The following is a 23,650-nucleotide window of genomic DNA, read 5'->3' on the forward strand; positions in this document are numbered from 1 at the left end:
GCCCCACTGACAGCGCCGTCCTGTTCCGGCCCAGTGGAGGCGCACGTCACTCGACGACGTGTTTGCCCTCCGGGCGCGCGCTGCACGAGGCGCGGAAGGCGCAGTGCGTGCAGTGCTGCCCGGTGGTCGGTACGAAGCGCTCGTCGAGGACCTTGCCGGCCGCGGTGGCGAGGAGGTCGCCGACCCACTCCCCTTCGAGGGGCTCTTGTGCCTGCACCTTCGGCAGGGCCTCGCCGCCGTCCTTCTTGGCGGCGCCCTGCCGAAGCTGCACCAGTTCCGCTCCTGCGGAGTGCGGACGGACTCCGTCGAAGATCTCGTCGACCACGCCTTCGTTCACGGCGAGCTGATACACGGCGAGCTGGGGGTGGTGGGCGACGTCCGCGGCGCTCGGTGTCTGCTTGCCGGTTTTGAAGTCGACTACGTAGGCGCGGCCTTCGGCGTCTCGCTCCACGCGGTCCATGGAGCCGCGAATGCGCACTTCGTAGGAGCCTGCTTCGAGTGTCACGTCGAAGTCGTGCTCGCTGGCGACGGGTGTGCGGCCCGTGCGGTCCATGACGTGCCACTGAAGGAATCGTTCGAGCGCGGCGCGGGCGTTCTCCTTCTCCTGGGCCGACTTCCAGGGCGCGTCGAAGGCGAGGGAGTCCCACACGGAATCCAGGCGCTCCATGAGGACGGCGAGGTCGGCGGGTGTGCGCCCGGAGGCGACCTCGTCGGCCAGGACGTGCACGACGTTGCCGAAACCCTGAGCCGCTGTGGCGGGGGCGTCGGCCTTCACCTCGCGGCCGAGGAACCACTGCAGGGCACAGGTGTTGGCCAGCTGGTCGAGGGCGCTTCCGGAGAGGACGACGGGCTTGTCCCGATCGCGCAGCGGGACCTTGCTCTCGGTCGGCTCGTACATGCCCCACCAGCGGTACGGATGGGCGGACGGCACGAGCGGCCTTCCGTCGTCGCTGAGCGCCGCGAGCTGGGCGAGGCGGCGCGCGGCGGCCTCGCGCAGCCCTTCGGAGACGCGTGGGTCGACCGTCGTGGCGCGCAGTTCCGCGACGAGCGCGGCCACCGCCAGGGGGCGGCGCGGGCGCCCGCTGACGTCCTTGGGTTCCACGCCCAGCTCGGTCAGGAACCGGGACGGCTGGTCACCGTCGTCCGCGGGCGCCTTCACCGCGGTGACGACGAGCCGCTCCCGCGCGCGCGTGGCGGCGACGTAGAACAGGCGTCGTTCCTCCGCGAGCAGCGCTCCGGGGGTGAGGGGTTCGGCGAGGCCGTCGCGTCCGATGCGGTCGGCCTCCAGGAGTGAGCCGCGGCGCCGCAGGTCCGGCCACAGTCCCTCCTGGACGCCCGCGACGACGACGAGCCGCCACTCCAGGCCCTTGGAGCGGTGCGCGGTCATCAGGCGCACGGCGTCGGGGCGCACGGCCCGTCCGGCGAGGGTGTCGGCCGCGATGTCCTGCGCCTCCAGTTCCTCCAGGAAGTTGCGGGCGCCACGGCCACCGGTGCGCTCCTCCGCGCGCGAGGCGACGGCGAACAGGGCGCAGACGGCGTCCAGATCACGGTCCGCGTTGCGCCCGGCCGCGCCGCCCCGGCGGGCGGCGCGCTCGAGCCGGCTCGGCCAGGGTGTGCCGTTCCACAGCTCCCAGAGGGTTTCCTCGGCGGTGCCGCCGTCGGCGAGCTTCTGGCGGGCGGTGGCGAGGAGCGCGCCGAGACGCTGCGCGCCGCGGGCATACGCCGGGTCGTGCAGGGCGAGCCGTTCGGGCTCGACGAGAGCACGCGCGAGCAGCTCGTCCGAGGGCGGCGGCAGCGCGTTCCCGGACGCGCGCTCCTCCTCGCGCAGCGCGCGCCCCAGGCGGCGCAGATCGGCCGCGTCCATCCCCGCGAGCGGCGAGGCCAGGAGTTCGAGAGCCGTCTCGGTGTCGAGCCGGTACTCGTCTTCCGAGGTCTCCGGGGTCTCCGGGGTCTCCGAAGTTTCCGAGGAGCCCGAGATGTCCGGGGAGCCCGAGGCTTCCGAGGTGTCTGCCCGGGCCACCACCTTGAGTGCCGTCAGCAGCGGCGTGACCGCCGGTTCGTGGCGCAGCGGCAGGTCGTCGCCGTCGATGTCGAGGGGGACGCCTGCCGCAGTGAGCGCGCGCCGCACCGCCGGAATGCTGCGCGAGCCGGCACGCACCAGGACGGCCATGTCGCTCCACGGGACGCCGTCCTCCAAGTGGGCACGCCGCAGGATGTCCGCGATGTTGTCGAGCTCCGTACCGGACGTCGGATACGTGTAGACCTCGGCCCTGCCTCCGTCGCGCACGGGCGACAGCTCACGGTGGGCACGCACCTTGTGCGCGGGCAGCCGGGTCAGCGGCATCCGCTGGGTGATGCGGCGCGTCGCCTCCAGGAGACGAGCGCCGGAACGCCGGGATGTGGTGAGCACTTCGACCGGGGCGGGGGCGCCGTCCGCCTGCGGGAAGTCCCCGCGGAATTCCAGAATGCCGTTCACGTCCGCGCCCCGGAACGCGTAGATCGACTGGTCCGGGTCGCCGAAGGCGACGAGCGTGCGCCCCCCGCCCGCGAGCGCATGCAGCAGCCGCACCTGGGCGGGATCGGTGTCCTGGTACTCGTCGACGAACACGGCGTCGTACTGCGTGGCGAGCCGGTCCGCGACCTCCGTGCGGTGCGCGAGGAGCACGGCGCGGTGCACCAGTTCCGCGTAGTCGAGCACGCCCTGTGCGTCGAGGACATCCAGGTACTCGGCAAGGAACGTGGCCGCCGCCCGCCAGTCCGGGCGGCCGATGCGGCGCGCGAAGGCGTCCAGGGCGGCAGGGCCCAGGCCCAGCTCCCGGCTCCGGGCGAGAACCGCGCGCACCTCGTCGGCGAAGCCCCGCGTGGTGAGGCACGCGCGCAGCTCGTCGGGCCAGCGCACATGCGCGAGCCCCGCCTGCTCCAGGTCGATCTGCCCCGCGAGCAGTTCCCGTACGGCGACGTCCTGCTCGGGACCCGACAGCAACCGCAAAGGCTCCACGAAGAGGTCCGCGTCCTGGTGGGCGCGGACCAGGGCATAACAGAACGAGTGGAACGTCGTCGCCTGCGGGGCGTGCGCGGCGCCGATGCGCTGCGCCATGCGGTCACGCAGTTCGACCGCGGCCTTCCGGCTGAACGTGAGCACCAGGATGCGTTCGGGGTCGGTGCCCTTGGCGACGCGCGCCGAGACGGCCTCCACGAGAGTCGTGGACTTGCCCGTTCCGGGACCGGCCAGGACGAGAAGCGGCCCGTGGGCATGGTCAACCACCGCACGCTGGTGTGCGTCCAGACGAGGGGGGTCCACCTGAGCCGGCGGAGTACGCACCAGTCGGTACGCGCCGGGGAGCCCCTGTCGAACCTGGTGCTGCGACAGGTGCCGGGTGGACGAAGAGGAGCTCACGTGGATCGCTGGTCCTGGTGGGTGTGCTGGTGGTCGAAGAGCCGTCCGCGCGAAGCGGTGGCCGTGGGGTGAAGGAGGTGTCTGCCATCGACGGTGCCGTCGACGCTACGCCGTCGAGTGTGGCGGAAGCCGGGCTTCCGGCGCCTCTCCCGCACTCCTCCGGGCGCAGATGTGCCCGGTCTCACCAACGGACGCGAGGGCGCCGAAGTGCCCCGCATGCCCCGTTTCCCCCATACGGGCCACCGGCACCCCACCCGCGCGCGGGATGGCCGAAGCTGTCAATTGTGAGCTTCCGTACCCGCCCGGCCGTCCCACCGCGCGCGTCTCATGTCGAGGCGTGGCAGGTGCCCTTCGGCGGCCCGGGAGGCCTCGCGCAAGGGCGTGCTCTCCTCCCTGTAGTGGTCGAGCGCGCGCAACTCGTGCCCCGGCAGGAGATGCCCGTCCGCACGCACCACACGCCACCACGGAACCGCGCCTCCGTAGAGCGCCATCACCCGCCCCACCTGGCGGGGCCCGCCCTCCTCGAGCCATTCGGCCACGTCCCCGTACGTCATGACCCGCCCGCGCGGGATCAGCTCCGCGACGTCCAGGACCCGCTCCGCGTACGCGGGAAGCTCTCCCGCCGGTTCGCTCTCCTTGCTCATCCGACCCATCCTGCCGCACGGCACCGACAGCGGGGAGGAACGTACGGGAGGCGGCCCGGACGGCCGCGGACGGCGACGGCTGTCGAGGACTCCCGCCTCCGCGAATACACCCTGATGCCCCCCTATGGCGGTGCGGCATGCCACCATCGTGCGGACGGTGACTGGTGATACGAGATCAAGAAGAGACCACGGAGCAGCAGAGCGTGCACCCCGACAAGGCGGAGGGCACCTCTGTGGCACCGGCGCGCCCTGACGAAGCGGCCGATCAGGCCGCAGAAGCGAAGCACGAGCAACCGTTGCACGACCCCGACTGTGCCGAGGGGGACGCGCACGCCGAGCAGGTCGACGGCGACGAACCGCTGCTCCCCGCGCGCGTGCACCGCCCCTCCGACCTCATGCGGCTCCTCGTCGGCCTGCTCGCCGTCGTCGTCATCCTGGCGATCGCGGCGTTCGCGCACGGCACGACCTCGGGCTTCGCCCAGGACATCGACAAGGGCACGGGCCAGGCACCCGACCTGCTGACCAAGTTCGCGGGTCTCGCGTCGAGCATCGCCATCCTGTTGGTGCCGGTCGCGTTCGCCATCGAGCGGCTCATCAAGCGCGACGGCCTACGGATCGCCGACGGAGTGCTCGCCGCGGTCCTCGCGCACGGGGTGACCCTCGCGACGGACCTCTGGGTCGCCAAGGCCGCCCCGCAGTCCATCCAGGAAGCGCTCACCACGGTGTCGCCCAGCGACATCCACGCACTGACCGACCCGGTGCACGGCTACTTGGCGCCCGTCATCGCCTATATGACGGCCGTCGGCATGTCCCGGCGGCCACGATGGCGCGTCGTGCTGTGGGTGGTGCTGCTGCTCGACGCCTTCGCGATGCTCGTCACCGGATACACGACACCGTTCTCGATCATCCTGACGGTCCTCATCGGCTGGACCGTCGCCTACGGAACGCTGTACGCCGTCGGCTCCCCGAACGTGCGCCCCACAGGGCAGACGCTCCTCGCCGGCCTGCGCCACGTCGGCTTCCGCCCCGTCAACGCATCCCGTGAGGAAGCCCATGAGGGCACTACGGAGAACGGCGACCGGGGGCGGCGCTATTTCGTCACCCTGGAGGACGGCCCACCGCTCGACGTCACCGTGGTGGACCGGGAGCAGCAGGCGCAGGGCTTCTTCTACCGCGTGTGGAGACGCCTGACGCTGCGCGGCATCACGCAGCGCCGCAGTCTCCAGTCGCTGCGCCAGGCCCTGGAGCAGGAGGCGCTGCTCGCCTATGCGGCGATCGCCGCCGGGGCGAACGCGCCGAAGCTGATCGCGACGTCCGAGCTCGGCCCCGATGCCGTCATGCTCGTCTACGAGCACGTCGGCGGCCGGTCCCTGGACTCGCTGCCCGACGAAGAGATCACCGACGAGCTGATGCGCGACACCTGGCACCAGGTCCAGGCGCTCCAGTCACGGCGGATCGCGCATCGCAGGCTGGCCGGTGACGCGATTTTGGTGGATCGTTCCGGCACCGTGGTCCTCACGGATCTGCGGGGCGGCGAGATCGCCGCGGGCGACCTCGTGCTCCGCATGGACATCGCCCAGCTGCTCACGACGCTCGGCCTTCGGGCGGGCGCCGAGCGCACCGTCGCGTCCGCCGTGGGAGTCCTCGGCCCGGACACCATCGCCGACTGTCTGCCGCTGCTGCAGCCGATCGCGCTCACCCGCTCCACCAGAGCGACGCTGCGCAAGCTCGGACGTGAGCGTGCTCACCGCGAGCGCGAGGCCGTCCTGGAGGCGTCCAGCAAGGCCAAGCAGACGCGCATCGAGGAGACCACCCCCAGCGACACCGGCAAGGCGTCCGTACGTGCCGAGAAGAAGTCCGAGAAGGCGGAGCGACAGGCCGAGAAGCGGGCCCTCGACGAGGCTCTGGAAGAGGCCCGCGAGGAGGATCTGCTGACCCAGATCCGCCACCAGGTGCTGCGTATCCGGCCGCAGGCGCCCGTGGAACCGGCTCGCCTGGAGCGCATCAGGCCGCGCACGCTGATCAGTTTCATCGCCGGTGCGATCGGCGCGTACTTCCTGCTGTCGCAGCTCACCCACATCGACTTCGGGGCGATCGTGGGCGAGGCCGAGTGGGGCTGGGTCGGCCTCGCCGTACTGTTCTCCGCGCTCAGCTACGTAGCCGCCGCGATGAGCCTGCTCGGCTTCGTGCCGGAACGCGTCCCCTTCATGCGGGCCGTCGCGGCCCAGGTCGCCGGGTCCTTCGTGAAGATCGTGGCTCCGGCGGCGGTCGGTGGAGTGGCGCTCAACACGCGTTTTCTGCAGCGTGCGGGGGTACGCCCGGGGCTCGCGGTGGCGAGTGTGGGCGCCTCCCAGCTGTTCGGCATGGGCAGCCACATCCTGCTGCTGCTGACCTTCGGTTACCTGACAGGGACGGAGAAGACGCCCTCCTTGTCGCCGTCCCGCACGGTCATCGCGGGCCTGTTGACCGTCGCAGTACTCGTCCTCGTCATGACGTCGATTCCGTTCCTGCGGAAATTCGTCGTCACGCGCGTGCGCTCACTTTTCGCCGGTGTCGTGCCGCGCATGCTCGACGTGCTGCAGCGGCCGCGGAAGCTGCTCACCGGAATCGGCGGCATGCTGCTGCTGACCGCGTGCTTCGTGATGTGCCTCGACGCCTCGATCCGCGCCTTCGGGGACGAGACCCAGACCACGATCAGTCTGGCCAGCGTCGCGGTGGTCTTCCTCGCCGGTAACGCGCTCGGCTCCGCCGCCCCGACACCGGGTGGTGTGGGTGCCGTCGAGGCGACCCTGACGGTGGGTCTGATCGCGGTCGGCCTGCCCAAGGAGGTGGCGGCACCCGCGGTGCTGCTGTACCGGCTGCTCACTCTGTGGCTCCCCGTCCTCCCCGGGTGGCTGTTCTTCAACCACCTGACAAGGAAGGGCGCCCTCTAGGGACCAGGGGACTTGGACATCTCCCGGTCGGCGAGGACCTCACTCGCACAGCCCGTAGCCCGAGCGCCGCGCACCACGCCGCCGCAGGATGGACGCATGCCCAATCCGTCCTGGTCCCGTACCGCTGCCCTGACCGTCGCCACTCTGCTGTCCGTATCGCTCGCGGCGTGCAGCAGCGACACGGAGGACGCCGTGGATCTTCCGTCCCAGGAGCTGAGCTGGAAGGACTGCCCCGCACCGGCGGAGTCCCAGGGCGGCGGTGACACGCCTTCCCCGCTCCCCGGCGGCGCCGAGTGGCAGTGCGCCACCATGAAGGCGCCACTCGACTGGGACGAGCCCAAGGGCGACACGATCGACCTTGCGTTGATCCGCGCCAAGGCGAGCGGGGACAAGGACAAGCGGATCGGCTCGCTGATCTTCAACTTCGGCGGTCCCGGCGGCTCCGGGGTCACCACCCTCCCGGCCTTCGGCTCCGATTACGCGAAGCTGCGCACCCGCTACGACCTCGTCAGCTTCGACCCGCGTGGGGTGGGCGGCAGCGCGGGCGTCAAGTGCGAGGACGACAAACAGCTCGACGAGTACTTCCAAGGGGACTCGACGCCGGACGACACCGCGGAGCAGAAGAGGTTCGTCGACAGCATCAAGACGTTCAACGACACGTGCGAGAAGAACTCCGACAACGTCCTCCCCCACGTACGCACCACGGACGCGGCCCGCGACATGGATCTCATGCGCCAGGTCCTCGGCGACAAAAAGCTGCACTACTTCGGCATCTCCTACGGCACCGAACTGGGCGGCGTCTATGCCCACTTGTTCCCCAAGAAGTTGGGCCGCGCCGTGTTCGACGGCGTCGTCGACCCGACACAGGGACCGGAGGAAGGGGCGCTCGGCCAGGCGAAGGGGTTCCAGCTCGCCCTCGACAACTACGCGAAGCACTGCACGTCCCAGGCCGAGGGCTGCCCTGTCGGGGACACTCCGCAGGACGTCAAGAGCACGATCGCCAAACTGTTCGACGAGCTCGAGGAGAAGCCGATCCCGGGCATCTTCCCCCGCGACCTCACGCAGACAGCGGCGACCAACGGAGTCGCGCAGGCCCTGTACTCGCAGGACTTCTGGGAGTACCTGACCGAGGGCCTCCAGCAGGCGCACAACGGCGACGGCAAGATCCTCATGGCGTTGTCCGACTCGATGAACGGGCGCAACGAGGACGGCAAGTACAGCAATATGCAGGCCGCCAACGTCGCCATCAACTGCGCCGACGACAAGCCCCGCTACACGGCGAAGGACGTCGAGGCGAAGCTGCCGGAGTTCCGCAAGGCGTCCCCGATGTTCGGCGACTACCTGGCCTGGGGCATGCTCAACTGCTCCGGCTGGGCCGTCGGCGGGGACGCCGAACACCCGGACGTCAGCGCGCCCGGCTCAGCCCCGATCCTCGTCGTCGGCAACACCGGCGACCCGGCCACCCCGTACGAGGGGGCGAAGAAGATGGTCGACGCGCTCGGAGAGGACGTGGGCGTCGAGTTGACGTACGACGGCCAGGGGCACGGGGCCTACGACAGCGGAAGCAAGTGCGTGCACGGCGCCGTGAACACCTATCTTCTCAGCGGGAAGCCCCCGAACGAGGGAACGGTCTGTCAGTGATCTAGGAGTTGTCCACAGGCCGAGTCGGATGTCCGTGGGCGCTTCTACGATGGCTTGACTGTCTTTCGAACGGGGGCAGTTGAGGGGGGAGGTGCCATGGCGGCACGGGATTCGCGTGCGCCCGCGGGCGTACGCACACGCTGGGGAAAAGGCGTCCGAGCACTCGCTCTGGCCACGGCCGTCGTGCTGACGGCCGGGCCGGTCATGGGCTGCAGCGGCTCGGGCGAGCGCGCCGACGGAGGTGATCCGAAGCCACCGCCGGCATCCGCCTCACGCCCCGCCGACGCGGCGCCTGGCGACGGCGGATTCCCCGCCTTGCCCTCGTCACTCACCGACCAGCGCCTCGACTGGGGCCGTTGCCGTGCGCACGCGGGGTCGCCCGCGCCCGGCTCCGACTGGCAGTGCGCGACGCTCAAGGCGCCACTCGACCATGCCGAGCCGACCGGGCCCACCATCGACCTCGCCCTCATCCGTACCAAGGCCAGGGGCGAGCGGGGCGAGCGGATCGGGTCCCTGCTGTTCAACTTCGGCGGCCCCGGCGGCTCCGGAGTGGATCTGCTGCCGGCCCTCGCCCCGCAGTACGCGAAGCTGCGTGAGCGCTACGACCTGGTGAGTTTCGATCCACGCGGTGTCTCGGCGAGCCGCGGACTGCGCTGTCGCAGCGACAAGGAGACGCAGGCGGCGGAGTCCATCGACCTCACCCCGGACACCGCAGCGGAGGAGAGGGCGTATCTCCAGGATGCCGTCGCGTTCGGCAAGGGCTGCAGCAAGCAGGCCGGGGCACTGCTCGCCCATGTGTCGACCACCGAGGCCGCGCGCGACATGGATCTGATGCGTCAGGTCCTCGGCGACAAAAAACTGCACTACATGGGCGTCTCCTACGGCACCGAACTGGGCGGAATCTACGCCCACTTGTTCCCCGGCAAGGTCGGTCGGCTCACCCTTGACGCCGTGATCGATCCGACCGTAGGACGCATCGGGCAGGCCGAGAACCAGGCCCGCGGATTCCAGCGGGCCCTCGACAACTACTTCGAGTCACGCGGCAAGGACCCCCAGGAAGGTACGCGTGAGATCGCCGCGCTTCTTAAGAAGCTCGACGCGAAACCCCTGCCCGCCCCGGGCGGACGCGAGTTGAACGAGTCGCTGGCGACGACCGGCATCGCCGTCACCCTGTACAGCAAGAACAGCTGGCCCGCTCTGACCCGAGGCCTGCGGGACGCGGAGCGGGGCGACGGCACCACCCTGCTCGCGCTCGCCGACTCGTACAACAACCGGGACGCGAGCGGGCGTTACGGCACGGCGAGTCACTCTCAGCGGGCGATCTCCTGCCTCGACGACAAGGTGCGCCCCACGGCGCGGGAGACGAAGGAACGGCTCGCGAAGTTCCGGGAGATCTCGCCCGTGTTCGGGTCGTACATGGGCTGGGACACGGCGGGTTGGTGCCATGACTGGCCGGTCCCGGGCCAGTGGGACGACCCGGATGTGAGCGCGCGGGGCGCTGCGCCGGTTCTCGTCGTGGGCAACACCGGCGATCCGGCGACCCCCTACGAAGGGGCGCGCCGCATGGCCGACGAGTTGGGCGCGGGTGTCGGCGTCGAGCTGACGTGGAAGGGCGAGGGGCACGGGGCGTACGGCTCCGGCAGCGCCTGCGTGGACTCGACGGTCGACGCGTATCTCCTGGAGGGGCGAATACCGCGCGACGGCAAAGTGTGCTCCTGACGGCGAAGGCCCGCCCCGAAACGGCGGACGGGCCTCGCGCACAGTGCGCGAGGCCCGTCCGGTCAGCTCACAGTGGCCGAGCCGAGGCTCAGTAGATCGGCTTGTCCGGCTCGATCTGGTTGACCCAGCCGATGACGCCGCCGCCTACGTGCACGGCGTCCGAGAAGCCCGCGGACTTCAGCACAGCGAGAACTTCCGCACTGCGGACACCCGTCTTGCAATGCAAGACGATCTTCTTGTCCTGCGGCATGCCCGCCAGGGCCGTGCCCATGAGGAACTCGTTCTTCGGGATCAGCTTGGCGCCCGGGATGGAGACGATCTCGTACTCGTTCGGCTCGCGGACGTCGATGATCTCGATGCTCTCGCCGTCGTCGATCCACTCCTTGAGCTGCTTCGGAGTGATCGTGGAACCGGCGGCAGCCTCCTGCGCCTCGTCGGACACGACACCACAGAAGGCCTCGTAGTCGATGAGCTCGGTGACGGTCGCGTTCGGTCCGCAGACCGCGCAGTCGGGGTCCTTGCGGACCTTGACCTGGCGGTACTGCATCTCGAGGGCGTCGTAGATCATCAGGCGGCCGACCAGCGGGTCACCCACGCCGGCCAGGACCTTGATCGCCTCGGTGACCTGGATGGAGCCGATGGACGCGCACAGCACACCCAGGACACCGCCCTCGGCGCAGGAGGGGACCATGCCGGGGGGCGGGGGCTCCGGGTACAGGCAGCGGTAGCACGGCCCGTGCTCGGACCAGAAGACCGAGGCCTGGCCGTCGAAGCGGTAGATGGAACCCCACACGTAGGGCTTGTTGAGCAGCACGCACGCGTCGTTGACGAGGTAGCGCGTAGCGAAGTTGTCCGTGCCGTCGACGATCAGGTCGTACTGGCTGAACATGTCCATCACGTTGTCGGCCTCGAGCCGCTCCTCGTGAAGGATCACGTTCACGTACGGGTTGATGCCGAGGACCGAGTCCTTCGCGGACTGCGCCTTGGAACGGCCGATGTCGGCCTGGCTGTGGATGATCTGGCGCTGCAGGTTCGACTCGTCGACCTCGTCGAACTCCACGATGCCGAGCGTGCCCACGCCCGCAGCGGCCAGGTACATGAGGGCCGGCGAGCCAAGGCCACCGGCGCCCACACAAAGCACCTTGGCGTTCTTCAGCCGCTTCTGCCCGTCCATCCCGACATCCGGGATGATCAGGTGGCGGGAGTACCTGCGGACCTCGTCTACGGTGAGCTCAGCAGCTGGCTCGACCAGGGGTGGCAGCGACACGGGGACTCCGTTGGTCGGTATCTACGTACGGTTGTTCCGTCTGTAACACTGCCACGCCCCCCTTCATTCCGAGACACCGCGTCCGATGCGCGAGACGATTTCGTCCCAGTAGCCGGGCATCGTCTCCCAGGGGTCGGTCGAGCCGCCCCGGTCCGTGTGGTCGGTGAAGTAGATCGTGCCCGCACCCTGCCAGCGCGCGATGCGCAGCGCCTCCTCGAGGTGGCCGAGCGGCATTCCGTGGACGAAGTGGCAGAACCGCTCGTGCGGATAGTCGGCGGTCCACTCGGCGACCTGGGACCAGCGATAGTCGCTCCAGGGGCCGGAGAAGGTCACCAACTGGTCGGCGTTCTCGGCGTATCCGGGGTACGGGTGGGCGCCGTGGTTGAACACGATGTGCGCGTCGTCGACGAGGGCGCGCAGGGTCGTGGTGGCGCGCCGGACCTCCGGGAGCGCGGCCCGTTCGGTGGGGCAGCGGTCGAGATAGAAGCCGTCCACCTGGTACCAGTCGAGGAAGCGGTGCGCGTCGGAGACGAGTTCACCGAAAGCGCGGGCGCCATAGGTCAGGTCCAAGTGACCAAGGACACGCACCCCAGCTCGCCGAAGCCGTCCCGCCACTTCCAGGCAGTGCTGGTCGGGGCGGGACCCCGGACCATTGGCGACATTCAGAACAACCCAGTGCAAAGGCGTTGCGGGGCGGGTGAGTTCGGCCCACTCCGCAGGTGCGACGAGGGGGTGCGCGAAACCGGGGATGCCGAAGCCGAGTCGTACGTCGGTGCTCGACAGGCCGGTCGCGGCCGGGATCAGATACGGCATGCCGCCTCCATCCAGATGTCGGCGAGGGACTCTTCGAGGTTGATGCGGGGACGCCAGCCGAGCCGGTCGCGGGCCGTACGCACATCGGCCTGCTGCCAGCCGCCGCAGCCGTCGGGGTACGGATTCGCGCCCATTCCGGGGGGCATCCCGTGGTCTGATTCGGTTCGGGGGTGGCCGACGGATGTCCGCATCCCGACGGTGGGGCCGTCGAGTTCGTGGAGGGATCCGCCGAAACCGGCGACGCGGGCGAGTACGGCAGCGGCGTCACGCAGTCGCACGGCGCGGCCCGAGCCGATGTTGATGACGCCCTGCGCGGCGGAGAGCGATGCGGCGTGCACGGCACGCGCCACGTCCCGGACGTCGATGAAGTCGCGCTGTGCGCCGAGACCGCCCAGCTTCAGTTCGCCGTCGCCGGCCTGCATCGCGCGGCGCATCGCTTCGGCGAGCCGGCCGAGCGGGGATCCGGCCGGGGTGCCGGGCCCCGCGGGCGAGAAGACGCGCAGGACGACGGCGTCGAGGCCGGATCCGAGGACGAGTTCGGTGGCGGCGAGCTTGCTGACGCCGTACGGGCCGCCGGGCCGGGGCACCGCGTCCTCCGCGGTGGACGAGCCGGGCTGCGAGGGCCCGTACTCGGCGCCGCAGCCGATCTGCACGAGGCGGGCGCCGCAGCCGCTGCGCCTAAGAGCCTCGCAGACGGTGGCGACGGCGACGGTGTTGTGCCGGGTGAGTTCGCGGGCACCGCCGCGGGTGGCGCCCGCGCAGTTGATGACCACTCCGGGGTGGACGGCGTCCAGGAAGCGGGTGAGCGCGCCCGGGCTGCCGGTGGCGAGGTCGAAGCGGACGTCGGCGTCGTCGCCGCGGCCGAGCGTGGTCAGCTGCACGGCGGGGTCGGCCAGCAGGCGGTCGGTGACGAAGCGGCCCAGATACCCGTTGGCTCCGATCAGCAGAACCCTCATCGGGTGCCTCCCAGGGGGCGCGCTCCGGCCCCTCGGAGCGCTCCGAGGGCGCCGCGCACACCGCGCGCTGCGCGCGGGGCGCACCGGTCGTGGATTCCGCGCTGCCCGTGAGGTCCGGAGTATCCGGCGTATCCGGCGCCTCCGGGAGGAGGGGTGGTCATCTGGCGTTCTCCTTATGAGGGTTGCCCTGGGTCTTCGGATGGGCCCGCGGTGTCGGCCCCGCGGGAAGGGGATGGTTCTGGTCATCTGGCGCGTGCTGGACGCGGTGGCACGGCGCGCTCGACGAAGGCAGCGATGCCGGGGGCGGCCGTCATGGCGCCCAGCCGATCGGGGCGTCCGCGTTCGCGTGGGCGGAGGCCCGGGTCAGGGTGCGGGTGGCGTGCACGAGGAGGACAAGGGCGGCGACGGCGCAGGCGACCGTCGGCACGACGCCCGTACCGACCGCGGCGACGGCGGTCTCGACGGGCAAGCCCAGGACGTCGCAGCCGGGCAGTCGTGCGGCGAAGACCGTGGCGGCAGCCAGGACTTCGACGGCGACGGCGGCGCCCAGCGCGACAGCGGGGGCGTGCGTACGGCGGTGCGCGGCGAGGAGGCGGGCGAGCAGCAGCAGAACGCCCAGGGCGCCCGCTCCGACGTACTCCACCTTCTCGTCGAGTACGGCCCCGGCCAGCACGAGGAGCGCGACGAGGGCGAGCGCGAACAGGGCCACGGTCCCGAGGAGCAAGGGGCGTACGGAGGCGGCGAATTCGGCGAGCCCGCGGCTCGCGGCGAGGCGCCGCCGTGCTCCGCGCGAGAAGAGCTGGGCACACCAGGTGGCCGGCGCCACGGCGACAGCGAGCGCGACCAGCGGCGCGGTCGCGGGGGCCCAGGGCTCGTCGGGCCCGCCCGCGAGCGCGGCGTCGAGGAGGCCGTCTCCGAGGAGGGCGTACGCGAGCAGCCAGCAGGACCAGAGCTGGGCCGAGAGGGCGGACGGCCCTTGGGCCGCGCGCAGCGGCCCGTGGCGCAGCGTCGCGCGCAGGGCGACGAGGGTGGCGAGCACACCGACGGGGCCGACGGCCAGGCGTGCGGTGCCCGCCGTGGCGTGCAGACCGAACAGCGTGAGCGCGCAGACGGCGCCCGGCAGCAGCGCGAGCCCGGCCCACAGGCCGCGCACGCCGGTGGCGGGCACGGTGGCCTCGACGACCGTCTCGTACGGGTCGCCGTCCCTCGAAGCGCGGGCGTACATCTCCTCGGCGAGCGAGAACACGTCCTTGTGGCGGAAGCGGGCGGCGGTCCTGTCGGTGACGCCGTGGGCCTCAAGACCCGCGGCGATCTCCAGCGGGTCGACGGCCCGCTCGCACAGTTCGCGGTGCCGGTGCATCAGCCCCTTGACCGGGTCGGCGCTGGAACGGCGGTGGGCGGGACGGGTGTTGGCGTCGCGGGGATCGGCGTCGCGCGGACCGACGATCCGCGCGACATCGGCCCGGTGGTCGGCCTCCGTACGGGAATCGGCGTCACGGGAATCGGCGTCACGGGAATCGGCGTCACGAGAGTCGGCATCACGGGAGTCGGCATCACAGGACTCCACCTCACGGAACCCCGCATCCCGGGACTTCACCTCACGGAACCCCGCCGCACGGAACTCCGCCTCACGGAACCCCACCTCACGGGACCCCACCTCACGGAACTCCGCCTCACGGAACCCCACCTCACGAGACCCCGCCTCACGGAACCCCACCTCACGAGACCCCACCTCACGAGACCCCGCCTCACGGGCTCCGGCCTCACGGAACCCCACCTCACGGAACCCCACCTCACGAGACCCCACCTCACGGAACCCCACTCCGGACGATCGCCACGCGGCGGGGTCATTCAGCAACTCCGCATCCAGGTCCTCAAGGCCGGCCTGTTCCGTGGAAGCCGGGTCGCCGTCCACCTCCTCGCCACCGCCGCCGCCACCGCCACCGCCACGCACGCCCAGCGCCTCCGCCGACCCGGCGCCCCACGCCCCGGCGCTCACCGGTACTCGGGGCGCATCGGCGTCGCCCCCGGTATCGGTGTCGCCGAACGCGGCAGGCTCACTCGTGCGTTCGCTGATCCGCCCGGTCATCGGTCCGCCTCCCCGCAGCCCTGCGTCATCCCTGCCAACTGCTCCCGCGCACCGCCACCGGCTCCCCAACTGGTCCCGGCAGCCCCGCCCGAGCGTCCGGCCAGCCACGCGCCGCCCCGGTCGCCCGTGCTCTGCGTGGTCCAGCGGCCCGGTACATGGGCCTCCGGCGGGTAGGCGAACGGCAAGGGATCGCCCGCGTCGTCGACGACCTCCCGGCGCACCGGGCAGCGCGAGACGATCTCCAGGTAAATGCTGTGAAATGCCGTGATGTTCTGTTCGGCGGTGAACAGCTCCAGGGCGCGCGCCCGTGCCGCCGCACCGAGCCGTTCGCGCCGCGCGGGGTCGCGCAGCAGAGCCACACACGACTCGGCGAGCGCGCGCGGGTTACGCGGCGGCACCACGAGCCCCGTGCCACCGATCACCTCGACGACGGCGCCCGCGTCCGTGGACACCGTCGCGCGCCCGCAGAACATGGCCTCGACCAGGCTGATCGGGAAGCCTTCGACGACGCTGGACAGGACGACGACACCGCAGGAACCGTAGACATCGGCGAGGTCGGGGGCCTCGGGGGCGCCCAGCTCCTCGAAGGAGACGGGGTTCTCGCCCACGGCGTGGATCCCCGCCGCCTCGTCCGGGAAGAGCTGCGCGGCGAGAGCCTTGCAGTGCCCGAGATACAGCGCGGCCTCGCGGTCCGCCGCGGGATCCGGGGCGTCCGCCCCGCTGCCGCTGTGTCCACCGCCGCCATGCCCACCGGGCGTCCTTCCGGACACGAACCCGTCGACCGGCCATCCACCGCCGTCCACAGGGCCCGCGCCCGCGGCAGCGCCCGCCTCCGGCACACCCACGATGCGCAGCCGGGCCTTCGGCTCTTCCTTGCGGATCTCGGAGAACGCGTGCAGCAGGGAGATCAGGTCCTTGGAGGGGTCGATGCGCCCGACCCAGACGAGGGTGTCCGGATCGCCCGGCCCTTCCCGCTCGCCCACCTCGGCGAAGTGGCCGGCCTCCATGCCGGGGTGAATGGTGCGCAGCTTGGCGCGGTCGGCACCGCACCGCTCCTGCCAGCGCCTCGCGTGCGCGTTCCCAGGGGTGATCACGGCGGCCTGCCGGTAGACCTCGGCGGCGAGCCGGCCGTGGAAGGCGGCGAGGAGCGCACGCACCGGCGCGCTCAACTCGGCGTCGCCCGCGGCGATGTACCGGGCCCTGAGCTGCACCCCGTACTCCGTGACGAGCAGCGGCACCCCGTAGAAGCGCTTGGCGATCAGGCCGGGCAGGGCGGCCGCGCCGCCGGAGGCCGCGTGACAGAGATCGACGGACGCGAGCCCGCCCCCTCCGTACAGCCCCGCGGAGAAGTCCGAAGATGCATCGGAAGAAGAAGAACCTGACGGCGTGCCCGAAGCCGAAGCCCCCGACGCCGAACCCGCCACCCCTGACGTCCCGTCCGCCACCGAACCACCGGACACCGCCACCGACGCCGGACCCGCCCGACCCGCCGAGTGGCCCGAGGCATCGAACCCGGACCCGTCCTCGTACCAGTCCAGCGACAGCGGCCGCAGTTCACGCTCCACATGCGCGGCGAAGGAGAGCAGATCGGGCACGCGGGCCGCGCGCACCGCACGGAGCGCGCCCGGCGCACGGCAGGCGCGCTCCAGGATGCGTACGGCAGCCTCGGAACGCAGGGAGACGCCGAGACCGCCTTCGTCGCGGGCGAGTTCGGCAAGCCCGTACAACGCGTTGGCGAAACGGTCCGCCTCGCTCAATCCCATGTCATCCGACATCGCGTCGGCCGACACCACGGTCTCGACCAGCTCCCGGTACAACGCGGCGAACCGGCGCCGGGCCCGCCGCCCGAATACGCCGTCGCGCGCGCCGCTCTCGCTTCCGGCTCCCGCCGCCGCCCACATCGCCGCGGTCCGCACGCGCATGACCTGAGGCGGCAGTTCGAGCCACCCCGCGTCCTCCTGCTCCTGGCTGGTGGCGAGCGCGTAGATGTCGAACTCGTGCTGCTCGAGCCCGCGCACAAGCCGGTCGCACCAGAGTCTGGCCTCACCGTTCACATACGGATAACCACCCTCGGTAAGCAGTCCGATGCGCACGCGCACACCCCCGATCTCCCGTACAGGGAGCCACCGTTGGATTGGCGGCTCGCAGCGGGACGAACGTATGCGGACATGCCGGTGGCGTGACGGACGGTTGTCCATCACGCCACCAAAAGGGGTGAACGGGCGTAACTTTCCCGCACGCGCGGCGTTCGGTCGCGCTAAGAGATCGAACGGCTACAGATAGCTACGTAGTGTCAACCCTTGGGAAAGGCCCAGGGGTTGGGCTTGCACGTGATCCCGTCGGACGTCAGGAACTTGGTCTGCTGCTGCATGACCGGCGCGAGCGAGCCGTCCCGCGAGCAGCTCACGTGGTTGAAGCCGAGCCGGTGCCCGACCTCGTGATTGATGAGCATCTGCCGGTACGGGTGGATGGCGGTGTCGCCGAGCACATGGTCGTACGTCTTCGAGCCCTGGGCCCACCGATACGCGTTGATCATCACGCGCTCGGTGGCGGCCGAGTCGCACGACACGTTGTCCTCCGTCGTGTCCAGGCCCGACTTCGCGCACCAGTCGGCCGTCGTCCCCGGGCTCGCGAGTGTGATCACGAAGTCCGGCTTCCCGGAGGAGACCCGCTCGAAGGTACGGGCACTGTCGTGGGCCCAACTCCGCTTGTCGTTCAGGGTCTTCTGCACCGCCTGCGCGAACAGCGACCCGTCGAGCCCGAGCCCCTTCTCCACGTCGACGCGGTAGCGGAACTCCTGCCCGCCACCCGGCGCCTTGTCGGTCCCGGGGATCGTCGCGAACGAACCGGAGGCCTTCAGGTCCGTCGCGAGCGGGTACTTCTTGGCCATCTTCTGCCCGTACGTCGCCGGGGCGGCGTGCGCCGGCTTCTTCGGCGCGGCCCGTTCGTCCGTGCGCGAGGCGGAGCCATCGGCCGCGCGACCGCCCTCGGCGGCCTGCGCCCGCGTGTCACCCGCGGAGCCGCCGTCCCTGTCGGCCACCTGCCCCGCGACGACCACGGCGAGCACGGTGGTGACGGCCGCGGCGGCGATGCCCGTGAAGGTCATGCCCCGCCCGCGCTTCTCGCGCCCGCCGTCGGACTCGGCCGGTGTCCGGTCCTCCGGCGGCGCGGGCGGCTCGGCGTCCCACTCGGCCACGCGCGCGTACGGGTCCGTACCAGCGGGGGCGTCGAAACCTGTAGCGGCGCTGGGCTCCACGGGCGCGCTGAAACCAGCAGGGGCACTGAAGCCCGCAGGGACGTCGAACGCGTCGATGTAGTCCTGACGCGGGCGCCCTTGAACCGGCGCGCCCTGCTCCGGTGCGCCCTGCTCTGCGCCCTGGCCCGGTCGCTCCCGCCGCGGCCGCGGACCCGGCGACGCCGGATCGGCGGGACCCGGCACACCGTGCTCGGGCCCGCGCGCCGACGCGACGGGGCCCGCGACCCGCGGCGCGGACGCGCCCCAGCCGCCACCCGGCTCACGAGACTCGGGGTGGCCGCCACGCACCGGCCCGGCCCCCGCACGCGCGGACGTGTGCCCCGAGAGAGGGGGCCGCCCGGTCGCCGACGGTGGCACCGGTACGGGCGGCACCTCGGCGGGTCCCCGTCGTCTGCGCCCGGAACCCACGCCCCGCCGCGACGGGGCAGGCGCCTCGGCCTCCACCTGCACGTCGGCGGTGTCCTCCGCGCCGTCTGCCGATCCTCGGCGGCTATGCCGTCCCACAGGCCGCCTCAGCTCCCCAATGTCGTGTGGTCGTCGGTGCCGGACGCGTCACTCACTGCGTCACCGGCACTACTGGCGCTCCCGCGCCTCTTGTTCAACGCTTCGGTGTCGGCGAGGAGTTCCCTGAACGCCGTCGCAACCGTCCGCGGATACTCCATCATCGCGACATGCCCCGCGTCCGGGAGCGTGAGCAGCCTGGAGTCCCGGAAGGCACGCGCCGCGCGGGCCGCCATCCGGTACGAGACCAGCAGGTCACGCCCTCCGTATATGAGCTGCGTCGGCGCGAGCACGCGCTCGGCCTGCCGCCAGAGGCCGTGCTGCCCACCGAGCGTGTACGCGTTCACGACACCGCGCGCGGAGCGGGCCATCGCGTCCCAGAAGTACGGCAGTTGGAGCCGCCGCTCCATTTCCTCGACGGCCACTCTGAGGCCCTCGGGCGTGACCCGGTTCGGGTCTCCGTAACAAAGGGCCATGACGCCGCGCACCCGCTGCTCCGGCGTCCACTCCTTCGTCAGGCGCGTGAAGAGCGGGGCGACGCCGGGCACCGCCAGCAGGCCGGTCGGCAGGGCGGTGCGCTGCACCCGGATCTCCGGCAGCGCGGGCGACACCAGGGTCAGCGTGCTGACGAGATCGGGACGCGCGGCGGCCACGCGCGTGGCGATGGCTCCGCCCAGCGAGTTCCCGAAAAGATGCACAGGGCCGCGGCCCTGTGCATCGAGATAACGGACGACTGCGCGCGCGTGCCCGGTCACCGAGTAGTCGCCGTCGTCCGGTGGGGGCGAGTCGCCGAACCCCGGCAGGTCGATCGCCTCCCCGTCGACGACGTCCTCGAGCAGCGGCATCAGCGCCGACCAGTTCTGCGACGAGCCGCCGAGCCCGTGCACGTACAGCGCGGACGGCAGCCCCTCACGCGCTCCGGGACGGGCCCGGACCGACAGCGTCAGTCCGGGAAGCCCGACCGATCGCACGCGCTCCCCCTCCGCGACTTCGACGGCGCCCGGCGTGGGCGTCGCGGCAGCGATGACGGCAGGCACGCGCGGCGACTCGGTCGAAGACATGCGACATATGTTACGAGACGATCACGCAGTGGATCGCGTGTTCGCCATCACAGATCCACAACGCGGCGCGGCCGGTCGGGTGCACCGAGAAGACCCCCGCGTAGCTCAGGAGATCCCCAAAGGTCGCATCGCGCCCCGATCGGGTGTCTCATACGCTCGATATCAGGGCACCCGTCCACGCACGGACAGGTGAGGAAGGGAGCCACCGATGACGGTCGACCCGAGCGACCCCGAGACCTTCACGGAACGCCGCCCCGACGAGGCGGGCGTGGAGACCCCCGAGGCCGACGCCGCGGAACAGCACACGGATCTCGCGCCCGAGCAGGACGACGAGCCCGACACGGAGGCCGACCCCGACACCGCGAACGAGGCGGACCGGGCGGAGCAGGCCCGCGTCGTCGCGATCGACGAGGACGACTATCGGTGAGCGGCACGCCGCTGCCGGTGACCCGTGCGTCACGATCCACCCATTTGTGACCACAGATGTGACATCAGGCTCACTACATGCGGTTTTCACAGCAGTCCGGTCCGTGAAATTCTGCGCTCGCACCGCGCACATCAGGGTTACCCAAAAGTACGATGGCGTCGTGGCGCACACCGCGCACGGACAATCTTGGGAGGCGGCGTGACAGCCATCGAGCAGACGGAGGCAGCGCGCCCCAAGGGCACACGCCTGCCGCGCCGTGCCCGACGCAATCAACTTCTGGGCGCGGCCCAGGAGGTTTTTGTCGCGCAGGGGTACCACGCGGCCGCGATGGACGACATCGCCGAACGGGCCGGCGTCAGCAAGCCGGTGCTCTACCAGCACTTTCCCGGCAAGCTCGAGCTCTACTTGGCGCTGCTCGACCAGCACTGCGAGTCCCTGCTGCAGTCGGTCCGCACGGCGCTCGCCTCCACGACGGACAACAAGCAGCGCGTCGCGGCGACCATGGACGCCTACTTCGCGTACGTGGAGGACGAGGGCGGCGCGTTCCGGCTCGTCTTCGAGTCCGATCTGACGAACGAGCCGGCGGTGCGTGAGCGCGTCGACCGGGTCAGCCTGCAGTGCGCCGAGGCGATCTCGGACGTGATCGCGGAGGACACGGGCCTGTCCAAGGACGAATCGATGCTTCTCGCGACGGGTCTCGGCGGTGTCTCGCAGGTCGTCGCGCGCTACTGGCTTTCCAGTTCGAGCCCGGTCGAGCGCGACACGGCGGTGCAACTGCTGACGTCGCTCGCCTGGCGCGGCATCGCCGGCTTCCCGCTGCACGGGGCGGAGCAGCACTGAGCACGCGCCCGCGCGCACACGGCTCGGCCACACGGTTCACTTTGTTCCCGTCCGGCTGTTCGCTCTTGGCGTGCAGCCGTAGCGCCGGGAGTCTCGGCCGGCCGGGCTAATCTTTGCTGGGTACGGCGCGGTTTTCCGCGCACATCACGGATCGTCGGAGGGACAAGGCCGTGGAGGTCAAGATCGGCGTGCTGCACACGCCTCGCGAGATCGTTCTGGAGTGCGACCAGTCCGCCGAGGAGGTCGAGAGCGCGGTGTCCGCGGCGCTGTCCGGCAAGTCCCAGCTCCTCTCCCTGAAGGACGAGAAGGGCCGTAAGGTCCTCGTCCCCGCCGAGCGCCTCGCCTATGTCGAGCTCGGCGAACCGTCGGCGCGAAAGGTGGGCTTCGGCCCGCTGTAGAGCCTCCCGGAAGGGGCGCGCGGACAGAACGTGAAAGGCCTGATGGCACAGCTGCCATCAGGCCTTTTGCATGTTCACAGCGAGCGCACAGCCGATCCCCGCGCGGAGGGTTGCGCCCGGGAGGCCAGGGGTAGACCGGCTACGTCCGATGAGAACCCACAGGCCGCGCGGGAGGTATCCGCACCATGCTTCTCGAAGCTCTCGGCTCCGTACTGCTCGGCATGGCACTCGCCCTCGGGGCGGGCCATCGACTGCCGCACCGGCTGCCGTCACGCACGCTCGTGCTGCCGACGGGCGTCGCGGGCGCCCTGTTCGGGGCGTTCGTCACCCACAGCGCCCTGGGCCCCGGCCATGCGATCGCCACGCTCGTGGGCGCGGTCGCGATGTCCGTGGCCCTGCTCTCACTGCTGCTGCGCCCCACCCGGGGCAGAGCGCGGCAGCAGCTGAATCCGTCTGCGTAGACGCAGCAGAGACACAAGAACCAGAAGAGCCAGAAGAGCCAGAAGAATCCGAAGGCGACGCTAGGCGGCGAGCCCGAGCGCGGCCATCCGCTTGGTGTGCGCCTCGGTGATCCGCGAGAACATCTTGCCGACCTCCGCCAGGTCGAAGCCGTCGGCCACGCCTCCGACCAGCATCGTCGACAGCGCGTCACGGTCCGCGACCACCCGCTGCGACTGCGAGAGCGCCTCCCCCATGAGCCGCCGCGCCCACAGGGCGAGCCGGCCGCCCACGCGCGGGTCGGCCTCGATCGCGGCGCGCACCTTCTCCACGGCGAACGACGCGTGCCCGGTGTCGTCGAGCACGGCGAGGACGAGCGAGCGGGTGTCCGAGTCGAGGCGGGCCGCGACCTCCCGGTAGAAGTCGGACGCGATGGAGTCGCCGACGTACGCCTTGACCAGGCCCTCGAGCCAGTCCGACGGGGCGGTCTGGCGGTGGAAGCCGTCCAGGGCGCCGACGAACGGGTCCATCGCGTCGGTCGGCTCCACGCCGATCTCCGACAGCCGGTCGCGCAGCTGCTCGAAGTGGTGGAACTCGGCGGACGCCATCTTGGCCAGCTCCGCCTTGTCGCCCAGGGTGGGCGCCAGCTTCGCGTCCTCGGCGAGCCGCTCGAACGCCGCCAGCTCTCCGTACGCGAGCGCGCCCAGCAGGTCGACGACGGCGGCGCGATAGTTCTCGTCCGTGGACGAGGTGGCCCAGTCCTGGGCGGCGATACCGGTGAGGCCCTGGTTTGCTTCGGTTGCTTCGGCGGTCGGCGTGGCGTTGTCAGGCGTCTCCATGAAGCGCACAATAGCCCGCTCTCCACGTCGCGTAAGTCCCTGGTCAAGGAGTGTGACGACGGCTACGTACGCCATTCGGCCATCGCACATGCGCGATTCCGGGGTATGGTGGTAAAGAGCCCGCCGAGTGCAAGGCGCCTCCAAGGTGCCTGTGCGCACTCCGGACGGGCCTCATGAATGAGGATGCCCGGTCGGAGGCCCGATCGGCTCCGACCCGACAGCCCTCCGGGTCGTACGTCACAAGGCGTACGGATCTGAGGAGGGGCCCTCAGCGGCACGAGCGCTCGAGCGTCGGCAGTGGTCCCGCGCCATCCGGTCCACCCGATCCCCGCAGAAACCGCGGCTCGAGTCCGGTGTACCGACCGGCACGGTCACGACCCCCGCGTTCGCCTCGCGCCGCACCTCACAGAAGAGGCAACACCCTGACTACG

Annotated in this window: 17 protein-coding genes; 7 read left to right on the top strand and 10 right to left on the bottom strand. The window is 71.0% G+C overall.

The genetic code is table 11. From position 1 onward, the window contains the following. Nucleotides 1-46: 46 nt before the first annotated feature. Together ACFYWS_RS05095 and ACFYWS_RS05100 are read right to left on the bottom strand one after the other, a co-directional pair. Entirely contained in the window at nt 47-3,397 is a 3,351-nt protein-coding gene (locus ACFYWS_RS05095; RefSeq protein WP_389269692.1) for an ATP-dependent helicase, read from the bottom strand. A gap of 278 nt (nt 3,398-3,675) precedes the next feature. Next, the gene (locus tag ACFYWS_RS05100; protein WP_389269694.1) at nt 3,676-4,050 is read right to left on the bottom strand and encodes an MGMT family protein; all 375 of its coding nucleotides are present in this window, start codon (nt 4,048-4,050) and stop codon (nt 3,676-3,678) included. 155 nt (nt 4,051-4,205) lie between these two features. Here ACFYWS_RS05100 and ACFYWS_RS05105 point away from each other — a divergent pair, with 155 nt between their 5' ends. The 3 genes from ACFYWS_RS05105 to ACFYWS_RS05115 all read left to right on the top strand — a co-directional run bounded on the left by ACFYWS_RS05105 (nt 4,206) and on the right by ACFYWS_RS05115 (nt 10,334). Continuing rightward, nucleotides 4,206-6,974, top strand: coding sequence for a lysylphosphatidylglycerol synthase domain-containing protein (locus ACFYWS_RS05105; protein WP_389269696.1), 2,769 nt, complete (start codon nt 4,206-4,208; stop codon nt 6,972-6,974). A 96-nt stretch (nt 6,975-7,070) separates the two neighbouring features. Beyond that, complete coding sequence (locus tag ACFYWS_RS05110; RefSeq protein ID WP_389269698.1) at nt 7,071-8,615, top strand: alpha/beta hydrolase; 1,545 nt, start codon at nt 7,071-7,073, stop codon at nt 8,613-8,615. Nucleotides 8,616-8,711: 96 nt separating this feature from the next. Beyond that, complete coding sequence (locus tag ACFYWS_RS05115) at nt 8,712-10,334, top strand: alpha/beta hydrolase (protein WP_389269700.1); 1,623 nt, start codon at nt 8,712-8,714, stop codon at nt 10,332-10,334. A gap of 88 nt (nt 10,335-10,422) precedes the next feature. Here the strand turns inward: ACFYWS_RS05115 and moeZ are convergent, their stop codons facing one another. The 7 genes from moeZ to ACFYWS_RS05150 form a co-directional block, all read right to left on the bottom strand. Next, nucleotides 10,423-11,601, bottom strand: coding sequence for an adenylyltransferase/sulfurtransferase MoeZ (gene moeZ, locus ACFYWS_RS05120; RefSeq protein ID WP_389269702.1), 1,179 nt, complete (start codon nt 11,599-11,601; stop codon nt 10,423-10,425). A 63-nt stretch (nt 11,602-11,664) separates the two neighbouring features. Continuing rightward, complete coding sequence (locus tag ACFYWS_RS05125) at nt 11,665-12,414, bottom strand: spherulation-specific family 4 protein (RefSeq protein WP_389269704.1); 750 nt, start codon at nt 12,412-12,414, stop codon at nt 11,665-11,667. Beyond that, nucleotides 12,402-13,370 carry an NAD-dependent epimerase/dehydratase family protein gene (locus tag ACFYWS_RS05130; RefSeq protein ID WP_389269706.1) on the bottom strand — a complete coding sequence of 323 codons (969 nt, stop codon included), beginning with the start codon at nt 13,368-13,370 and terminating at the stop codon, nt 12,402-12,404. The genes ACFYWS_RS05125 and ACFYWS_RS05130 overlap by 13 nt, the downstream gene beginning before the upstream one ends. Nucleotides 13,371-13,680: 310 nt before the next feature. Then, nucleotides 13,681-15,459 carry a hypothetical protein gene (locus tag ACFYWS_RS05135; RefSeq protein WP_389269708.1) on the bottom strand — a complete coding sequence of 593 codons (1,779 nt, stop codon included), beginning with the start codon at nt 15,457-15,459 and terminating at the stop codon, nt 13,681-13,683. Next, nucleotides 15,456-17,552: a DUF3492 domain-containing protein gene (locus ACFYWS_RS05140; protein ID WP_389269710.1), complete on the bottom strand. Its 2,097-nt coding sequence runs from the start codon at nt 17,550-17,552 to the stop codon at nt 15,456-15,458. Before ACFYWS_RS05140 ends, ACFYWS_RS05135 begins: the two co-directional genes overlap by 4 nt. Nucleotides 17,553-17,752: 200 nt before the next feature. Then, a complete protein-coding gene (locus tag ACFYWS_RS05145) occupies nt 17,753-19,003 on the bottom strand; it encodes a DUF3152 domain-containing protein (protein WP_389269712.1) in 1,251 nt (416 codons plus the stop codon). A 224-nt stretch (nt 19,004-19,227) separates the two neighbouring features. Then, complete coding sequence (locus ACFYWS_RS05150; RefSeq protein WP_389269714.1) at nt 19,228-20,277, bottom strand: alpha/beta fold hydrolase; 1,050 nt, start codon at nt 20,275-20,277, stop codon at nt 19,228-19,230. A gap of 208 nt (nt 20,278-20,485) precedes the next feature. On the opposite strand from ACFYWS_RS05150, the gene ACFYWS_RS05155 reads away from it, so the two are divergent. From ACFYWS_RS05155 to ACFYWS_RS05170, 4 genes are all read left to right on the top strand, one after another. Beyond that, nucleotides 20,486-20,704, top strand: a complete 219-nt coding sequence (locus ACFYWS_RS05155; protein WP_389269717.1) for a hypothetical protein — start codon at nt 20,486-20,488, stop codon at nt 20,702-20,704. A 198-nt stretch (nt 20,705-20,902) separates the two neighbouring features. Beyond that, nucleotides 20,903-21,544 carry a TetR/AcrR family transcriptional regulator gene (locus ACFYWS_RS05160; protein ID WP_267069320.1) on the top strand — a complete coding sequence of 214 codons (642 nt, stop codon included), beginning with the start codon at nt 20,903-20,905 and terminating at the stop codon, nt 21,542-21,544. A gap of 170 nt (nt 21,545-21,714) precedes the next feature. Then, nucleotides 21,715-21,942, top strand: coding sequence for a DUF3107 domain-containing protein (locus ACFYWS_RS05165; protein WP_389269719.1), 228 nt, complete (start codon nt 21,715-21,717; stop codon nt 21,940-21,942). Nucleotides 21,943-22,127: 185 nt separating this feature from the next. Next, nucleotides 22,128-22,403, top strand: coding sequence for a hypothetical protein (locus ACFYWS_RS05170; protein WP_389269721.1), 276 nt, complete (start codon nt 22,128-22,130; stop codon nt 22,401-22,403). Nucleotides 22,404-22,463: 60 nt separating this feature from the next. On the opposite strand, the gene ACFYWS_RS05175 is transcribed toward ACFYWS_RS05170, so the two are convergent. Beyond that, nucleotides 22,464-23,228: a ferritin-like fold-containing protein gene (locus tag ACFYWS_RS05175; RefSeq protein ID WP_389269723.1), complete on the bottom strand. Its 765-nt coding sequence runs from the start codon at nt 23,226-23,228 to the stop codon at nt 22,464-22,466. Nucleotides 23,229-23,650 lie beyond the last annotated feature (422 nt).

This window comes from Streptomyces sp. NPDC002795 (assembly GCF_042888725.1).
Lineage (GTDB): Bacteria > Actinomycetota > Actinomycetes > Streptomycetales > Streptomycetaceae > Streptomyces.

Bases quoted from the DNA above. Each gene is read 5' to 3' on its own strand.
- ACFYWS_RS05125 (WP_389269704.1), bottom strand. From the start codon at position 12,414: ATGCCGTATCTGATCCCGGCCGCGACCGGCCTGTCGAGCACCGACGTA.
- ACFYWS_RS05100 (WP_389269694.1), bottom strand. From the start codon at position 4,050: ATGGGTCGGATGAGCAAGGAGAGCGAACCGGCGGGAGAGCTTCCCGCG.
- ACFYWS_RS05170 (WP_389269721.1), top strand. From the start codon at position 22,128: ATGCTTCTCGAAGCTCTCGGCTCCGTACTGCTCGGCATGGCACTCGCC.
- ACFYWS_RS05150 (WP_389269714.1), bottom strand. From the start codon at position 20,277: ATGTCTTCGACCGAGTCGCCGCGCGTGCCTGCCGTCATCGCTGCCGCG.
- ACFYWS_RS05130 (WP_389269706.1), bottom strand. From the start codon at position 13,370: ATGAGGGTTCTGCTGATCGGAGCCAACGGGTATCTGGGCCGCTTCGTC.
- ACFYWS_RS05135 (WP_389269708.1), bottom strand. From the start codon at position 15,459: ATGACCGGGCGGATCAGCGAACGCACGAGTGAGCCTGCCGCGTTCGGC.
- ACFYWS_RS05110 (WP_389269698.1), top strand. From the start codon at position 7,071: ATGCCCAATCCGTCCTGGTCCCGTACCGCTGCCCTGACCGTCGCCACT.
- ACFYWS_RS05115 (WP_389269700.1), top strand. From the start codon at position 8,712: ATGGCGGCACGGGATTCGCGTGCGCCCGCGGGCGTACGCACACGCTGG.
- ACFYWS_RS05155 (WP_389269717.1), top strand. From the start codon at position 20,486: ATGACGGTCGACCCGAGCGACCCCGAGACCTTCACGGAACGCCGCCCC.